The sequence below is a fragment of the Enteractinococcus coprophilus genome (assembly GCF_006716305.1).
Lineage (GTDB): Bacteria > Actinomycetota > Actinomycetes > Actinomycetales > Micrococcaceae > Yaniella > Yaniella coprophila.
This window is the reverse complement of record NZ_VFOU01000001.1, coordinates 1,017,314-1,030,803: the sequence shown is the minus strand read 5'-3', so window position 1 is coordinate 1,030,803 and position 13,490 is coordinate 1,017,314. Positions and strand designations below refer to the sequence as shown.

General features: G+C 57.7%; 14 protein-coding genes. 8 read left to right on the top strand and 6 right to left on the bottom strand.

Features of this window, described 5'->3' with window-relative positions; genetic code table 11:
• The 3 genes from FB556_RS04785 to FB556_RS04775 all read left to right on the top strand — a co-directional run.
• Window positions 1-691, top strand: a 691-nt coding sequence (locus tag FB556_RS04785; RefSeq protein ID WP_342774654.1) for a hypothetical protein, incomplete at its 5' end; no start/stop codon positions are given.
• Between the two features lie 41 nt (window positions 692-732).
• On the top strand, window positions 733-1,359 hold the full coding sequence (locus FB556_RS04780) for a hypothetical protein (RefSeq protein WP_141865194.1): 627 nt from the start codon (window positions 733-735) through the stop codon (window positions 1,357-1,359).
• Window positions 1,360-2,373 (top strand): inorganic phosphate transporter, encoded by a 1,014-nt coding sequence (locus FB556_RS04775; RefSeq protein ID WP_141865193.1) that lies wholly within the window; start codon window positions 1,360-1,362, stop codon window positions 2,371-2,373.
• A 390-nt stretch (window positions 2,374-2,763) separates the two neighbouring features.
• On the opposite strand, the gene pstB is transcribed toward FB556_RS04775, so the two are convergent.
• The 4 genes from pstB to FB556_RS04755 form a co-directional block, all read right to left on the bottom strand.
• Entirely contained in the window at window positions 2,764-3,543 is a 780-nt protein-coding gene (pstB, locus tag FB556_RS04770) for a phosphate ABC transporter ATP-binding protein PstB (RefSeq protein ID WP_141865191.1), read from the bottom strand.
• Between the two features lie 39 nt (window positions 3,544-3,582).
• Entirely contained in the window at window positions 3,583-4,728 is a 1,146-nt protein-coding gene (pstA, locus tag FB556_RS04765; RefSeq protein ID WP_141865378.1) for a phosphate ABC transporter permease PstA, read from the bottom strand.
• Window positions 4,729-4,811: 83 nt separating this feature from the next.
• Window positions 4,812-5,789: a phosphate ABC transporter permease subunit PstC gene (gene pstC / locus FB556_RS04760; RefSeq protein WP_141865376.1), complete on the bottom strand. Its 978-nt coding sequence runs from the start codon at window positions 5,787-5,789 to the stop codon at window positions 4,812-4,814.
• An 83-nt stretch (window positions 5,790-5,872) separates the two neighbouring features.
• On the bottom strand, window positions 5,873-6,970 hold the full coding sequence (locus FB556_RS04755; protein ID WP_141865189.1) for a phosphate ABC transporter substrate-binding protein PstS: 1,098 nt from the start codon (window positions 6,968-6,970) through the stop codon (window positions 5,873-5,875).
• 192 nt (window positions 6,971-7,162) lie between these two features.
• Here FB556_RS04755 and FB556_RS04750 point away from each other — a divergent pair, with 192 nt between their 5' ends.
• Together FB556_RS04750 and radA are read left to right on the top strand one after the other, a co-directional pair.
• Window positions 7,163-8,335 carry an FUSC family protein gene (locus FB556_RS04750; RefSeq protein ID WP_141865187.1) on the top strand — a complete coding sequence of 391 codons (1,173 nt, stop codon included), beginning with the start codon at window positions 7,163-7,165 and terminating at the stop codon, window positions 8,333-8,335.
• 40 nt (window positions 8,336-8,375) lie between these two features.
• Entirely contained in the window at window positions 8,376-9,845 is a 1,470-nt protein-coding gene (radA, locus tag FB556_RS04745) for a DNA repair protein RadA (RefSeq protein WP_141865185.1), read from the top strand.
• Here the strand turns inward: radA and FB556_RS04740 are convergent.
• Complete coding sequence (locus FB556_RS04740; protein WP_141865183.1) at window positions 9,842-10,501, bottom strand: hypothetical protein; 660 nt, start codon at window positions 10,499-10,501, stop codon at window positions 9,842-9,844. The two genes, radA and FB556_RS04740, sit on opposite strands and share 4 nt — an antisense overlap.
• Window positions 10,502-10,559: 58 nt before the next feature.
• Between FB556_RS04740 and FB556_RS04735 the strand changes: the two genes are divergently transcribed.
• Window positions 10,560-11,498 (top strand): HhH-GPD family protein, encoded by a 939-nt coding sequence (locus tag FB556_RS04735; protein ID WP_246057198.1) that lies wholly within the window; start codon window positions 10,560-10,562, stop codon window positions 11,496-11,498.
• Here FB556_RS04735 and FB556_RS04730 read toward each other — a convergent pair.
• Window positions 11,495-12,019 carry an amino-acid N-acetyltransferase gene (locus FB556_RS04730; RefSeq protein WP_141865181.1) on the bottom strand — a complete coding sequence of 175 codons (525 nt, stop codon included), beginning with the start codon at window positions 12,017-12,019 and terminating at the stop codon, window positions 11,495-11,497. The genes FB556_RS04735 and FB556_RS04730 overlap by 4 nt on opposite strands.
• Before the next feature lie 150 nt (window positions 12,020-12,169).
• On the opposite strand from FB556_RS04730, the gene FB556_RS04725 reads away from it, so the two are divergent.
• Both FB556_RS04725 and FB556_RS04720 read left to right on the top strand, forming a co-directional pair.
• A complete protein-coding gene (locus FB556_RS04725) occupies window positions 12,170-12,673 on the top strand; it encodes a low molecular weight protein-tyrosine-phosphatase (protein ID WP_141865179.1) in 504 nt (167 codons plus the stop codon).
• Window positions 12,670-13,485 carry a fructosamine kinase family protein gene (locus FB556_RS04720; protein WP_141865177.1) on the top strand — a complete coding sequence of 272 codons (816 nt, stop codon included), beginning with the start codon at window positions 12,670-12,672 and terminating at the stop codon, window positions 13,483-13,485. The genes FB556_RS04725 and FB556_RS04720 overlap by 4 nt, the downstream gene beginning before the upstream one ends.
• Window positions 13,486-13,490 lie beyond the last annotated feature (5 nt).

The following is a 13,490-nucleotide window of genomic DNA, read 5'->3' as shown; positions in this document are numbered from 1 at the left end:
AAGGAGTACGTTGAGTTTGCAGCGGGGTAGTTCCGCCGGTATTCAATATCACCGCCCGAAGTTGACGCCGCTTGAGGAGTTTGAGCATCGTTCGGGCGGCATCGATCCGGCCGAGGTATTCTCCGCTGCCCAAATCATCGCGGCTAAACTCGTAGCAACCGGGCAAGATCCTGACGCCGATGATGCAACTGTTGACTGGCTCGTCGATCTCGTCGCCGACGTCGGGCTCGACACGATGGCGCGTATGTGGGCCGATGCCCCTGCTGTGACCTATGGGGGCGCTCTGTGGCGGTTGTACGCTCTCCAGCAGGCCACCCAACGCGATGGTGACCGTTGGGCCGCCTGGTACCGAGCGGGGTATGAGGCATATGTTTCGCGTGTGATCGCCGGCGCCTCTGAACCACCGCAGGCACGTGACCTACAGTCGCTGATCACCAAGATCCTCACCGGGGTATACGCCGGTGATTTTGCTATCGCTTTGGAGCGCGGTGGCGCCTACGCCCGGGTGATTGCTGCCGGCCAGCACCAGCACGCCGAACAACTCGAAGATCACAATCCGGCAGCTGCCGCAGCTTTGGAGCATCGCTCGACGAAATTACAGCGCACCGCTACCGAATTAGAGCTCTGTGCCGCTGCCTGGCGTCAAGGACGCCTGCAGACTGAGACTGCCGAGCGACGTCCAACGAATTAATTCAGCACCGCATTAACTTTCGGTGTGTAAAGTAACCAATCATGAAGCTGTCTGTAACGCGCCTATTTTCTGCCGATGAATCAGGCGCGACTCACGTTCGAACGCTTGCCAAATTCCTAGTGGAGTCCGTAGACCTTGTGACACAAATGTTTGGTGCATCGCCAGAAACAGGCACCGAACTCGACGCGCAACTCGATAACCTCAACGACCAGGCTTCAAAAACCCAGACCGCCATGCTCACCGCACTGCGCAGCTCCTACCTGACGCCGCTACCTCGCGAGGATCTCTACCTGCTGGGAACCTGGATTAATCGCGCGGTCGAAGCCGTGGCCATTACCGGCACCATTATCCACGCGACCCGCCAGTACCGGCTCCCAGCTCGGGCCGGTGACGTATTAGAGATTCTGACTCGACAGGCCGATCTGGTGTTAGACACAACCGGTCAGCTCACCTCCCACGATGAGTTGGAAAGCACCTGGATGCACCTGGAGCGCCTCACCCACCAAGCACAACGCGCGTTGGTGACCTGGCGCCTTACCGACGCCGACGAACTGCTAGCCAGGCACTATTACCGTCAACAAGAAGTCGCCCGCTCACTAGAAGCCACCTTTATGACCCTTCGGGAATTCTCTACTCAGCTAGGACGGATCCTGGTGCGTGATTCCTAGATGGGCACCCTAATCCTGCTCGTCGCAGTCTTTATGCTGACCGCGGCTTTTAGCTTTGTGGTGGCCGGGCGCGACACCCCAAACGCTGTTGCGCTTCCCATCGCCGCCGGCGCTCTGACCCCAATGACCGCACTGTGGATGACCGCCGTGATGCGCATGGCTGGAGCCGTCATGGGTGTGGGCACCATCCAATTTTTTGCCGCAGAATTTGTCGAACTGGTCCCCTTAAACAACCGCGGTCTAACGATCACGGTAGCTGGTGTAGCTATCGCGCTCGCGTGGGCCCTGTACACCTGGTGGAAAGGCGTCGCGGTATCTTCTTCGCATGCTTTGACGGCCTCCATGACCGGTGGTGCGTTAGCGGTATCACTGCTCGACACCAACCACCTGGTACTGGCTGACCTGTCCCCCGTTGCCGTCGGGATCGGCCTGTCGTTGATCGCTTCACCCGTGTTGGCCGCCGTCTTTGCATGGAGTTTGGCGATCCCGGTCACCTGGTTGTGTAAAGACACGGCACCTCACCGGGTGGGTTACAGTTCACGCGGAACGCTCGCCATTACTGCCGCTGCGAATGCTCTAGGCCACGGCGTGCAATATGGCCAGCGCATCTACATCGTATTACTCATGGCCGTCGCAGCCGCCGGTGTGGGCACCATCCCTACCTGGCTGCTTGGTGGCGGCGTGGTTCTGCTTCTGGGGCTCGGCACCTTTATCAACGCGTGGCGAGTCAACTACACGCTGACCCGCAGGATCAGCGTACTCGACCCGCTTCATGCAGCGCTTGCGTCCAGCACCTCGGCATTGTTGCTGTTGGTGGGCTCTTTCATGTTGCACATCCCGCTGTCGTCATCCTTGACCACGGTTGCATCAATCACCGGCGCGGGTACAGCTCAAAATAGTGGCTCGGTGCGCTGGTCGCAGGTCGTGCGATTAATGCTGTATTTTGTGATGACCGTCGTGATTTGTGCGCTCACCAGTTTTGCACTGTTAGCACTGATCGTGTCATTCATCTAGCGTCCGCCCGGCGTGGTCAGACGGCGTGAAAATGCGATAGCTTATACCTTGTTTTGCCCATCGACGTCAATGAAAACGGCGAATTAACGCGGAATTGACCGTCGCGAGAACTTTCCTTGCTTATCGCTGGAGGAGCCAATAGAGTGACTAACAGATGTCGGGTTGCGGTACCCCCGGGCTCCAAATCATTAGCCGCTTTGAGCGGCCACACGCCGTGAGGCGTGCCCGGCCCGACATCGTAAGTTTGAGAATCCCGGCCTGTGCGCAGGCCGGGATTTTGCATTCCTAAGTCATCTCAAATACTGAGGGCCGCCCGTAACCACGATTTTAAACACCAGCGCGACGAGCCCCGTTATCAAGGAGTTTCGCCGCGCTGGTATTCAAGTTGGCTTAGCCGAAGCGTCCAGAAATGTAGGCTTCAGTCTGTTCGTTGGATGGGTTGTTGAAGATCGTGGTGGTGTCGTCGTATTCAATAAGCATGCCGGGTTCTCCGATGGCCTGCAGGTTGAAGAATGCGGTTTTATCAGCCACCCGAGCAGCCTGCTGCATATTGTGTGTCACGATGACGACGGTGTAATCCTCTTTGAGTTCATGAATGAGGTCTTCGATCGCCAGGGTCGAGATCGGGTCCAGCGCCGAAGCTGGCTCATCCATGAGGATCACTTCGGGTTCGATGGCGATCGTGCGGGCGATGCACAGGCGCTGCTGCTGACCACCCGACAGGCCACCACCTGGGCGATCTAGACGGTCTTTGACTTCATTCCACAGGTTCGCACCGGTCAAGGAGCGCTCCAGGATCGCTTCGGAGTCCGATTTCGACAACCTGATGCCGTTGAGCTGGTAACCGGCTAACACGTTCTCGCGGATCGACATGGTTGGGAAGGGGTTTGGTCGCTGGAAGACCATCCCCACTGTCGAGCGGACGCGCACCGGATCCACATTTGGGGAGTTAATGTCTTCATCGTCCAGGAAGATCTGGCCTTCGGCGCGGGCACCTGGGGTGACTTCGTGCATCCGGTTCAGCGTGCGCAAGAAGGTGGTTTTGCCACAACCGGATGGGCCAATGAAGGCGGTCACGGCGCGTGGTGCGATTTTGATGTTGACATCTTTGACGGCCAGAAAGTCGCCGTAGTAGCAATTGAGATCGACGGCTTCGATGCTTTTTGCCATGAGAGTTTTTCCTTTTAATTGAGTAACCGGTAACCGAGCTTATTTGCCGGTCTTCGGTGCGAAGTTCTTTGCGATGACACGGGCTGCCAGGTTCAGACCCATCACGATGACAATGAGTACCAGGGCACCTGCCCAGGCGCGCGCCATCGACGGGTCGCCAGCAGCGGGTGCGGTTGGGTTGACCAGCTGGCGGTAGATGAAGACCGGCAGTGCGGTCATCCACTCGGAGAACGGGTTCCAGTTGGTGGTTGCCGCATACCCTGCGGTCACCAAGATCGGTGCGGTTTCACCGGTTACCCGGGCGATGGCCAGGGTGACACCCGAAGCAATACCCGACATAGCGGTTGGCAGCACGACTTTCATAATGGTGCGCCATTTGCGCACACCCAGGGCGTAGGATGCTTCACGGAGTTCGTCGGAGACGACCTCCAGCATCTCTTCGGTCGAGCGCACCACGACCGGGATCATTAACACGCTCAGTGCTAGTGCTGCAGCAAAACCGGTCTTGACCGACTGCAGGGCTTGCGGAGAGGTTCCTACAACCAATTCGATCAGGAGGCTCAGCCCGGCGAAGGCGAACAGACCGGCAACGATCGATGGGATACCGGTCATAACGTCCACGAAGAAGCGAATAGCACGTGAGAACGCGTTGCGGTTGGCGTATTCGACCAAGTAGATCGAGGCAAAGAGCCCCACTGGGATCGAGATGACGCTGGCGAGCACCGTGATGGCCACGGTCCCGATCAGACCGTGCAGAATACCACCTTGCAGTGGCGCACCTTCGGTCTGGGTTGCGATATCGTCTGCCCCGACCACACCTTTCATGTCGGTGGTCAGCAGCCCTGGGTTGGCTAGCAGGGTGGGTAAGCCTTGCGAAACAACCGACCAGATCACGGAAATCAGCGGGACCAACGCGATGATAAATGCGGTCCAGATCAAATGACGCCAGAATTCATCAGTGGCCTTGAGCCGATTTTCTAACACCCGGCTGGTCACATACATCGAGACGATGTACAACAACCCAGCGATGAGGACAAAACCAACGATGCTAAATGATTCAAACAGCAGTGCGGTGACAATCGCAGCGACCACAATTGAACCGGCGGCTGCCGCCACCCACGTCCAGGATGGTTTCCGGTTGGCCGTCAAGGAGTCCAACCGGGATGTCTTATTTTTTGGCGTCATCTCTTCTGGTTTCTTTTCGCCGTCTGGGCCCTGCGGAGGCTGAACCGGGGTCTTAGGTTTCGTACGCGAATGGATTTGGGAGCTCATGACAGACCCTCAGCTTTCTTCGCGTGACTGTTAACGATAGCCCTGGCGATGACGTTGACGATCAGGGTGATCACAAACAGCATCAGACCCGCTGCGATAAGTTCCGCCTGGCGTTGACCGAAAGCTTCTGGGAAGTTCAATGCAATTTCTGATGGGATGGTTGCGTTGGCACCCGATGTGATGAGCGACCAGGAGAATCCGCCCGGAGACAGCACCATCGTTACGGCCATGGTTTCACCCAGCGCACGGCCAAGAGCAAGCATAATCGAAGAGATGATACCGGCGCGAGCGAATGGGAAGACGGTCATTTTGATCATTTCCCACCGGGTGGCGCCCAGGCCAAGTGCGGCTTCTTCTTGCAGGTGTGGTACCTGAAGGAAAATTTCGCGACACAGGGCGGTCATGATCGGCAGGACCATGACGGCGAGAACGACCCCGGAAGTCAAAATGGTTCGCCCGGTGGTCGATGGATCACCGGCGAACAGTGGGATGAACCCTAAGTTGTCGTGCAACCACTGATAGATCGGCACCATAAGTGGTGCGATCACCAGCATGCCCCAGGCGCCATAGACCACAGACGGAATGGCGGCCAGTAAGTCGATGACGTATCCGATGGTGTTGGCGAAACGACGCGGCGCGTAGTGGCTAATAAACAGCGAAACCCCCATAGCGACAGGGGTGGCCAACAGGAGTGCGATAGCAGAAACAATGACCGTTCCTGCCATCAGGGGCCAGACATAGCCCCAGAAATCTATCGCCTGATCAGCACCCGGGCCGAAAGTATCGGGAGCAATGGCCGGTAGGGATCGCGTCAGCAGGAAGAGGGCCACGAAAGCAAGCACGACCAAAATGATCACGCCACCGGTCCACGACATGCCTTTGAAGACTTTATCCCCCACCGCGGAAGTGGTATTACGCGCTGGTGTCTTGGTGCGCGGGGATGTGGTTGTCACGTTGTACTCCTGAACGTTCATATAAAGAAGAGTGTCTTTCATGCCGATACCACCGCTTGTGGTGCCAAGCGGTGGTATCAGCTAGTGAAAGCTAATTTCCTGGCCTAACCAGCAACAGTAATCGCGTCGAGGCGCTGAGTAGCCTCTTCGCGAATGGTTTCCGAGATTGGGGCCGAACCTGCGGAATCTTCAGCAGCGATCTGACCGTCTTCGGAGATGACGTAGTTACCGAACGCCTTGACCTGGTTTACCATTTCTTCGTTGTCGTAGGTGTCACAGAAGATGTGGTAAGAGATCATGACGATTGGGTAGACGCCTTCTTCTTCGGTGCTGCGATCCAGGATGCGAGCACCTTCAGATTCTGGGTCTTCTTCGGCGGTTTCTACCGCCGAAGCTGCAGCTTCAGCGGAGTATTCGACGTAGTCTTCGCCAACACCGACGGCAACGGTGGACAGGCCACCAATCTGGGAAGCATCAGCATAGGTGATGGCACCATCGGTGTCAGTGGTCAGGGAGACAACACCGGAAGTCTGCTGTGCAGATTCACCGGTGAGTTCTTCTGGCCATGCGTCTGCTGCTTCCCAGGTCCAGGCGTCGCCGGCAGCACCGTTGAGGTAATCAGTGAAGTTTTCGGTGGTACCCGAGTCATCCGAGCGGTGGACGACGGTGATGCCGGTCGCTGGCAGTTCAACGCCTTCGTTCTGCTCTGCGATTTCGGCATCGTCCCAGGAGGTGATTTCGCCGGCGAATACCTTGGCGATGGTGTCTGGCTTCATGTTGAGGCTGTCGACGCCTTCGAGGTTGAAGGCAACAGCAACAGGAGAAATGTAGGAAGGAACGTGGAATGGGCTCCCTGAGCCGCAAGCTTGTTCTTGTTCTTCAGCATCCATCGCGGAGTCGGAACCAGCGAAGGTGTACTGGCCTGCAATGAAGCCTTCACGACCGGAGCCGGAGCCAACTGGGTCGTAGTTGACGGTCAGATCTGGGTGCACCTCGGTGACGCCTGCAGCCCAGGCGGTCATCGCAGCTTCCTGCGATGAAGCTCCGCCACCGATCAGGTTGCCCGATACTTCTGCCGAGGCCTGGTCACCGGAGTCGCCACCGGCGTTTTCATCAGCGGCGTCGTCAGATGAGCAAGCTGCAAGAGCCAGAGCGGCCACGGATGCGATAGCAGCGGAGCGATAAAAACGAGAAAACTTCACTGGTGTTTTCCTCTTTCGAGTTTGTTGTGAGTCAGTACGTTGGGCCGGAAAAGTTTGGGCTTGATGGCCCTAACTATTCAACGAAGCTACGCACGCTAGGTAACCTGCTGGCTGTCGAAAGATTAACAGCGGGTTAACGTTTTTCCGCTCAGCGCCTTTAGACAATCTTGGCCTACCTCGTAGGATAAGACCATGGCTGAACGCATGCACACGACCCCGCTACCGGTGGCTCCGGAGCCCAAGGGTTGGCAGAAGGTCAAAAAATTCTTCTCCTCTCGATTCCGCTCGGGCACCTGGCGTGCCCGAAAATCGCTTATTCCTGCGGCAATTTCAGCCATTGCCGCAGTGGCTGCGTATGCTTTTGCGGCTATTATATTCGGTCACAGTGAGCCCTATTTTGCGGCTACTTCTGCCTTAATCACCCTGGGCTTTGGACGCGATCCGCATATCCGCAAAGCCCTCGAAGTTTCAATCGGCGTGACGTTAGGCATACTAGTTGGCGATTCCTTACAAGCGCTCTTGGGGCAGGGGTATTGGCAGGGTGTGCTCGTGGTCTTCATTACGATTGTGCTTGCCAGGTTTCTGGATTCGGGAGTAATCTTCACCACTCAGATGTCGATCCAGGCCGTTCTGGTGGTGTTATTACCGATCCCGCCGGAGGGGCCGTTGAGTCGTTCTGTGGACGCCGTCATCGGCGGGGTTATTGCTATTGCGATCACTATGCTGACGCCGGTTTCATTCCGAAAAGAAACTGTCGCTGGGATGCGCGAATTGTTCACGTCTATCACCGGGGTCTTCCGTGAGCTCTCTCAGGCCTTAGCTGAACACGACTCGCGCGGCGGCTGGGTGGCACTCATTGAGGCTCGGGGATTGCAGTCCAAGATTGATGCGGTTCGCAGTGAGATCGCTCGGGCGGACCAGATGGCCACGTATTCTCCGACGCAACGTTCGGCACGCCAAGACCTCCAAGAGATGTCGCGCACCTTAGAAAAGACTGATCTGGCGGTCCGCTCACTACGTATTATCGCCCGTCGGGTAATCACCGTGATCGATGAATTCGATACTAAAGATCAGGCCAAGGACGATTTGGAACGTATGTCTGCATGGTTCTCGGATGCCGCCGATGCGGTTGCTGTCCTGGGCCGGTCGGTTGCCGAACCTGTTGCTCCGGGGCGTCATCGATCTCTGTCGGTGGCACGAGATGCGCTGGGCTCAGCCACCACCAAACTGACACCGCGCAATCTTGGGGCAGATACGTTGCACGGCGAAGCCCTGGTGATGATGTGTCGGCCAATGATGGTCGACTTCATTGAAGCCACCGGCTCGGATCACAACGAGGCCACCAGCTATCTGCCCAACGTGTAGTTCCTTTATCGTGTCCTAGCCTGCGAGTAGGCTTAGCGGCATGGCGAAATCAAAGACCAAACTGGCCTATAAGTGTTCCGAATGCGGTTGGATGACCGCAAAATGGACGGGACGCTGCGGCGAATGCCAAGCGTGGGGCACGATTGAAGAAGCCGGGGTCACCCCGGCGACTACTCGTACCCCAGCGGCCAAAGTCACCGTGGATGAATTGGCGCAGCCCATCACCGAGGTCGATGCATCACATGCGGAGAGCTTTCCCACCGGTGTTTCAGAATTCGACCGGGTGCTGGGGTCTGGCCTGGTGCCCGGTGCGGTCATCCTGTTGGCAGGTGAACCCGGGATCGGGAAATCTACGATGGCCTTGGACATTGCAGGTCACGTTGCAGCCACCCGAACAACCGACGGCAAGCAACGCAAAACCTTGTATCTAACCGGTGAAGAATCTGCTGCCCAGGTCCGGCTGCGCGCAGAACGCATCGGTGCGCTCAAAGAAAACCTGATGCTAGCTTCGGAAACAGACCTTGGCCAAGTCTTGGGACAAATTGAACAGATCCTGCCGGATTTCATGGTCATCGACTCGGTGCAGACCATTCAGTCGGCAGCAATTGACGGCACTCCTGGCGGGCGCATGCAGATCCAAGAAGTCACCGCCAGCATCATCCGGTTAGCCAAGCGCCACAACATCGCCACAATCTTGGTCGGCCACGTGACCAAAGAGGGCAGCATTGCCGGACCGCGCACCATGGAACACTTAGTCGACGTCGTCTGTCAGTTCCACGGCGACCGCCACTCGCAGCTGCGATTCATCCGGTCGGTCAAAAACCGGTACGGTTCTACCGATGAGGTCGGCTGCTTTTCGATGCGCGACTCCGGCATCGAATCGATTGATGACCCCTCCGGGCTGTTCATTAATACGTTTGCTACCCCGGCGCCGGGTACTGCCATCACGGTTGCCATGGATGGGCACCGCCCCCTGATGACCGAGGTCCAGGCCCTGGTGTCCACCAGTGGCGGTGGCTCGCCCCGACGGGTTGTGACCGGATTAGTCCAGTCCAGACTCAATACGGTGGTGGCAATCCTGTCGCGGCATTTCAAAATCGACATGACCACCCAGGACGTTTACGCTTCCACAGTTGGCGGTATTACTGTTCACGAACCGGCTGCCGACCTGTCCCTGGCGGCTGCCATCTTGTCGTCACGAAGTGACACGCCTCTACCGCGCAGCACGGTGATGATCGGTGAGATTTCACTGGCCGGCGAGCTGCGCCCGGTCACCGGTATGGAACGTCGCCTCAAAGAGGCCTACCGGCTGGGATTCAAACACGCCATCGTTCCGAAAGAATCCGAACTCAAAGTGCCCCAGGGTATGCGCGTGGTTCAAACCGATTCGCTAGGCGATGCGATGGCCTCGATCTTCGACCCGGCTTTTCGGCCACCACCGCGGCCGTCAGCCGGTCAAAAGCTAGCCGATGTAATCAAACTCAGCCCGGACGACGTGTGGGATAACTAATCCTCTGCAAGCTCGAACCTCACCGGTTCGGCCTCGTGTTCCCCCATCGCCACGACCAGCTGATACTCACCGGGCTCGACGTCATCAATGATCGTCTCGCACTGCTCATCGGTGCCGACGCGTTCCCATTCAAAGATAACCTCCTCCGACTGGCCCGGTTCCATCTCAACGATCTGCTCTTGCGGATCGACCTGGCAGGCGCGCGTGGAGAACACAAAGCCACCATCGGCATCTTCGACCACGAAGTTCTGCTGATCCGAGCCCAACGACGCATCACACAACACATCCCCATCGTGTGTGACCGTCAGCGTAAACTCCGGTGTCTCATCCGGAGCATATGACTCCTGGTCCGTAGCACCGGTGACGACCAACATTTCCGGGGCACACGCATCGGCACTGGGCTCGTCGTCGTTATCTTCCTCTTCGGATGCTTCCGGAGAGGGCGAGACGGTCTCGGTAACCGTGGGCTGTGGCTGCGGGCTGGACTGATCATCGTCGTCGGGTAAAAACAATCCGATCAAAGCCCAAATGCCCCAACCGATCAGCGCGAGAATAATCAACAAAATAATGACCGCCACAATCCGGCGCCGCCGCAGAATGTGCGGGGGGATTTTTCGTGGGCGTGGTGAACGCGGGGGAAGATGCTGATCAGACATGTTCACAAGTGTAGCCATGCAAACTGCCAAATTTCGTCTCGGCACTACCATGGTGTCTATGTCATCTGCCACCGATCAACTCAACACCCCGCATGTCCACGAGGTACGTTCTCGCATTCTCGACTGGTATGCGGAAAACGCGCGACAACTGCCCTGGCGCGAACCCGAGACCACCGCCTGGGGCGTGCTGGTATCCGAGGTGATGCTGCAACAAACCCAGGTCGCCCGGGTGTGGGAACCCTGGTTGGCGTGGATGCAGCGCTGGCCGGGACCGGCCGAGCTCGCCGCAGCCGAACCGGCCGATGTGTTGATCATGTGGGGCCGTCTAGGCTACCCGCGCCGTGCCCTACGACTGCACGAGACCGCCAAAGCGGTAGTAGAACACCACGACGGTGTGCTGCCGGCCGATCCTGTCAAGCTGCTGGCGCTACCGGGCATTGGCGAATACACCGCGGCCGCCGTGTCATCATTTGCGTTTGAGATTCCCGAGGTCGTGATTGATACCAACGTGCGCCGAGTCCACGCCCGGATTTTCACCGGGGTGGGTGCTGCCGCGCCCAGTCTAACTGCCGCCGAACGCCGTCTGGCCGCAGCCCTGATGCCCGACACCACAACCTCCCAGGGGATTGCGCAGGCCAATACGTGGAATGTGGCGACCATGGAGCTGGGTGCGCTGATCTGTACTGCGCGGGCACCCAAGTGTGAACAGTGCCCGGTGTTGGATCAGTGTGCCTGGGTGGCAGCGAGTAAGCCAGAGCCGGAAACCGTAGCGAAAACCCAGTCGTGGAATGGCTCTGACCGGCAGGTGCGCGGGGCGATCATGGGAGTCTTACGCGCGCAAGGGGCGATTGATGTGGCCCGGTTACAGTCCACGGTGGAAGCTACCGGTCGATTAGGTCGCCATGTGCCTGAAGAATCGCAGTGGGAGCGCGCTATGAGCGGGCTGGTCCACGATGGTTTAGCCGTATTAGACGAGGATGTGCTGGCGTTACCCTAAGACTGGTTTGGACGCTCGGCGAGATCGATGATCATCCGGGTATTGCCTAGCGTATTGGGTTTGACGCGAGCCAGGTCAAGGAACTCTGCCACACCCTCGTCGGTGGACAGCAACAGCTGGTTAAAGACGTCGGGATCAAGCACGGATTGGTCCTTCATGATCTCAAAACCGTGACGCTGGAAAAACGAGGTCTCAAAGGTCAGACAGAAGACGTGTTGGACACCTAGTGCTTCAGCTTTGTCTAACAGGGCGTTGAGCACCATGCCACCGACTCCGCGGCCCTGATGGCCATCGACTGTCGCCAGGGTGCGGACCTCGGCCAGGTGCTCCCACATCACGTGCAGCGCACCAAACCCGATAATGCCCTCGTCATCGGTTTCCGCAACCATGAACTCTTGTACGGCCTCGTAGTACGCGACCTTGTCTTTATCTAACAACACTCGTTCGGTGGCAAGCGGTTGCACCATGGCACGAATGATCGGTACGTCTGGGGTTCGGGCAGGGCGGATGCGAATGTCCATTTGTCCAACTGTAGTGGCTGTGCTGATTTGCCAGCGAATTAGCCCAAAAAGTCTTTGTTCTCAGCACAATTCGGGTCAACAACTTCGCCGGTTGCCGACATGAAGGTTCAAAGTTGGCGCAGCAGTCGTAATTTTCAGCACAATGGGGGTATGAAGATTCTGACTGTTTGTCTTGGAAATATTTGCCGCTCCCCCGCCGCCGAGTCGGTGCTGCACCACGAATTCGTCAAAGCCGGTATTGATGCCGAAGTCCGTTCGGCTGGCACCGCGGACTATCACATCGGTAAAGATGCCCACCATCTCACCCGCAAGGTCGGCACCGAGCGCGGCTACGATTTTAGCTCTGTGGCCGATCAGATCACCCCGAAACATATTGACGACGTCGACCTGGTGTTGGCCATGGATGACTCGAATCTGGAGAACATTCTGGCGCTGACCGAAAACGGTGATCAGCGAGCCAAGATTGTCCGCTTCGGTGCTTTTGGATCAACCGTCGACACCGATGGTATCGCAAATGTGCCCGACCCATATGGCTATCCAGAAGAAGCCTTCGTGGCGATGTACGACCAGATTGAAGACGCCGCCCGCGGGTTGGTCAAAGCGATTCAAGACGACAGTCTGGAAACGGTCCTGCAACGCTATGGCGGTAAATGAGCCTTACCGGTAGCACCTCGATGATTCGCCTCGCGGACGGTACCCCGGCTTTTCGTAAGGCACTGACCGGCGCGCCCGAAGGGTTTTTTGCCTTTGAGGCCACCGGTCTCCAAGCGATGCGCGACCTTGGGGCCAGGGTCCCCAAGGTATACGAGGTGACTGATGACCACCTGCTTCTCGAGCTCATCGATACGGCGGAGTCTCCGCGGTCAGACCGTGAGGTAGAGACCGCATTCGGCCAGGAATTGGCACGACTGCATGTAGCCGGTCAACGCGCCGCTGCACCGGGCCAGCAATTCGGCGCCCTGGACGGTGTTTCGCATTGGTTTCTCGGGGCAGCACGAATCAACCTTAACCCCGCGCCAACCCTGTATGAGTCACTGGTGCGAAACCGGATCCTGCCCCTCACCCAGCAGGCTGTGAGCCAGGGGCTACTCAGCGGTGAAGCCGTTGAACTAGCACAGGCCCTCCGCCCGCATCATCTTGGCCCTGAAGAACCCCCGACCGTGGTGCATGGAGATCTTTGGGCGGGCAATCGCATGATCGATGCAACGGGAGCCAATTGGCTCATCGATCCCTCGTGTCATTGGGGTCATCGTGAACAAGACATCGCGATGATGCACCTGTTCGGCGGCTTCGGGCCCGCCGTCCTGCACGGATACGAACAGATCTTTCCGTTACCAGCCGGCTGGAAAGAACGCATCCCAGCTTTCCAACTGGTCCCGCTACTCGTTCACGTATTGTTATTTGGCTCAGGCTACGCTGCCTCGACAATGCGAGCCCTGCACGCCACCGTCCAAGAACGTTCCTAGGAGAA

Excerpts from the sequence above, each read along its gene's own strand:
- FB556_RS04740 (WP_141865183.1), bottom strand. The coding sequence starts at position 10,501 with ATGTCTGATCAGCATCTTCCCCCGCGTTCACCACGCCCACGAAAAATC.
- pstB (WP_141865191.1), bottom strand. The coding sequence starts at position 3,543 with ATGGCAAAAAGCATCGAAGCCGTCGATCTCAATTGCTACTACGGCGAC.
- FB556_RS04730 (WP_141865181.1), bottom strand. The coding sequence starts at position 12,019 with ATGGACATTCGCATCCGCCCTGCCCGAACCCCAGACGTACCGATCATT.
- FB556_RS04750 (WP_141865187.1), top strand. The coding sequence starts at position 7,163 with ATGGCTGAACGCATGCACACGACCCCGCTACCGGTGGCTCCGGAGCCC.
- FB556_RS04725 (WP_141865179.1), top strand. The coding sequence starts at position 12,170 with ATGAAGATTCTGACTGTTTGTCTTGGAAATATTTGCCGCTCCCCCGCC.
- FB556_RS04735 (WP_246057198.1), top strand. The coding sequence starts at position 10,560 with ATGTCATCTGCCACCGATCAACTCAACACCCCGCATGTCCACGAGGTA.
- FB556_RS04720 (WP_141865177.1), top strand. The coding sequence starts at position 12,670 with ATGAGCCTTACCGGTAGCACCTCGATGATTCGCCTCGCGGACGGTACC.
- pstC (WP_141865376.1), bottom strand. The coding sequence starts at position 5,789 with ATGAACGTTCAGGAGTACAACGTGACAACCACATCCCCGCGCACCAAG.
- FB556_RS04775 (WP_141865193.1), top strand. The coding sequence starts at position 1,360 with ATGGGCACCCTAATCCTGCTCGTCGCAGTCTTTATGCTGACCGCGGCT.
- radA (WP_141865185.1), top strand. The coding sequence starts at position 8,376 with ATGGCGAAATCAAAGACCAAACTGGCCTATAAGTGTTCCGAATGCGGT.
- pstA (WP_141865378.1), bottom strand. The coding sequence starts at position 4,728 with ATGACGCCAAAAAATAAGACATCCCGGTTGGACTCCTTGACGGCCAAC.
- FB556_RS04780 (WP_141865194.1), top strand. The coding sequence starts at position 733 with ATGAAGCTGTCTGTAACGCGCCTATTTTCTGCCGATGAATCAGGCGCG.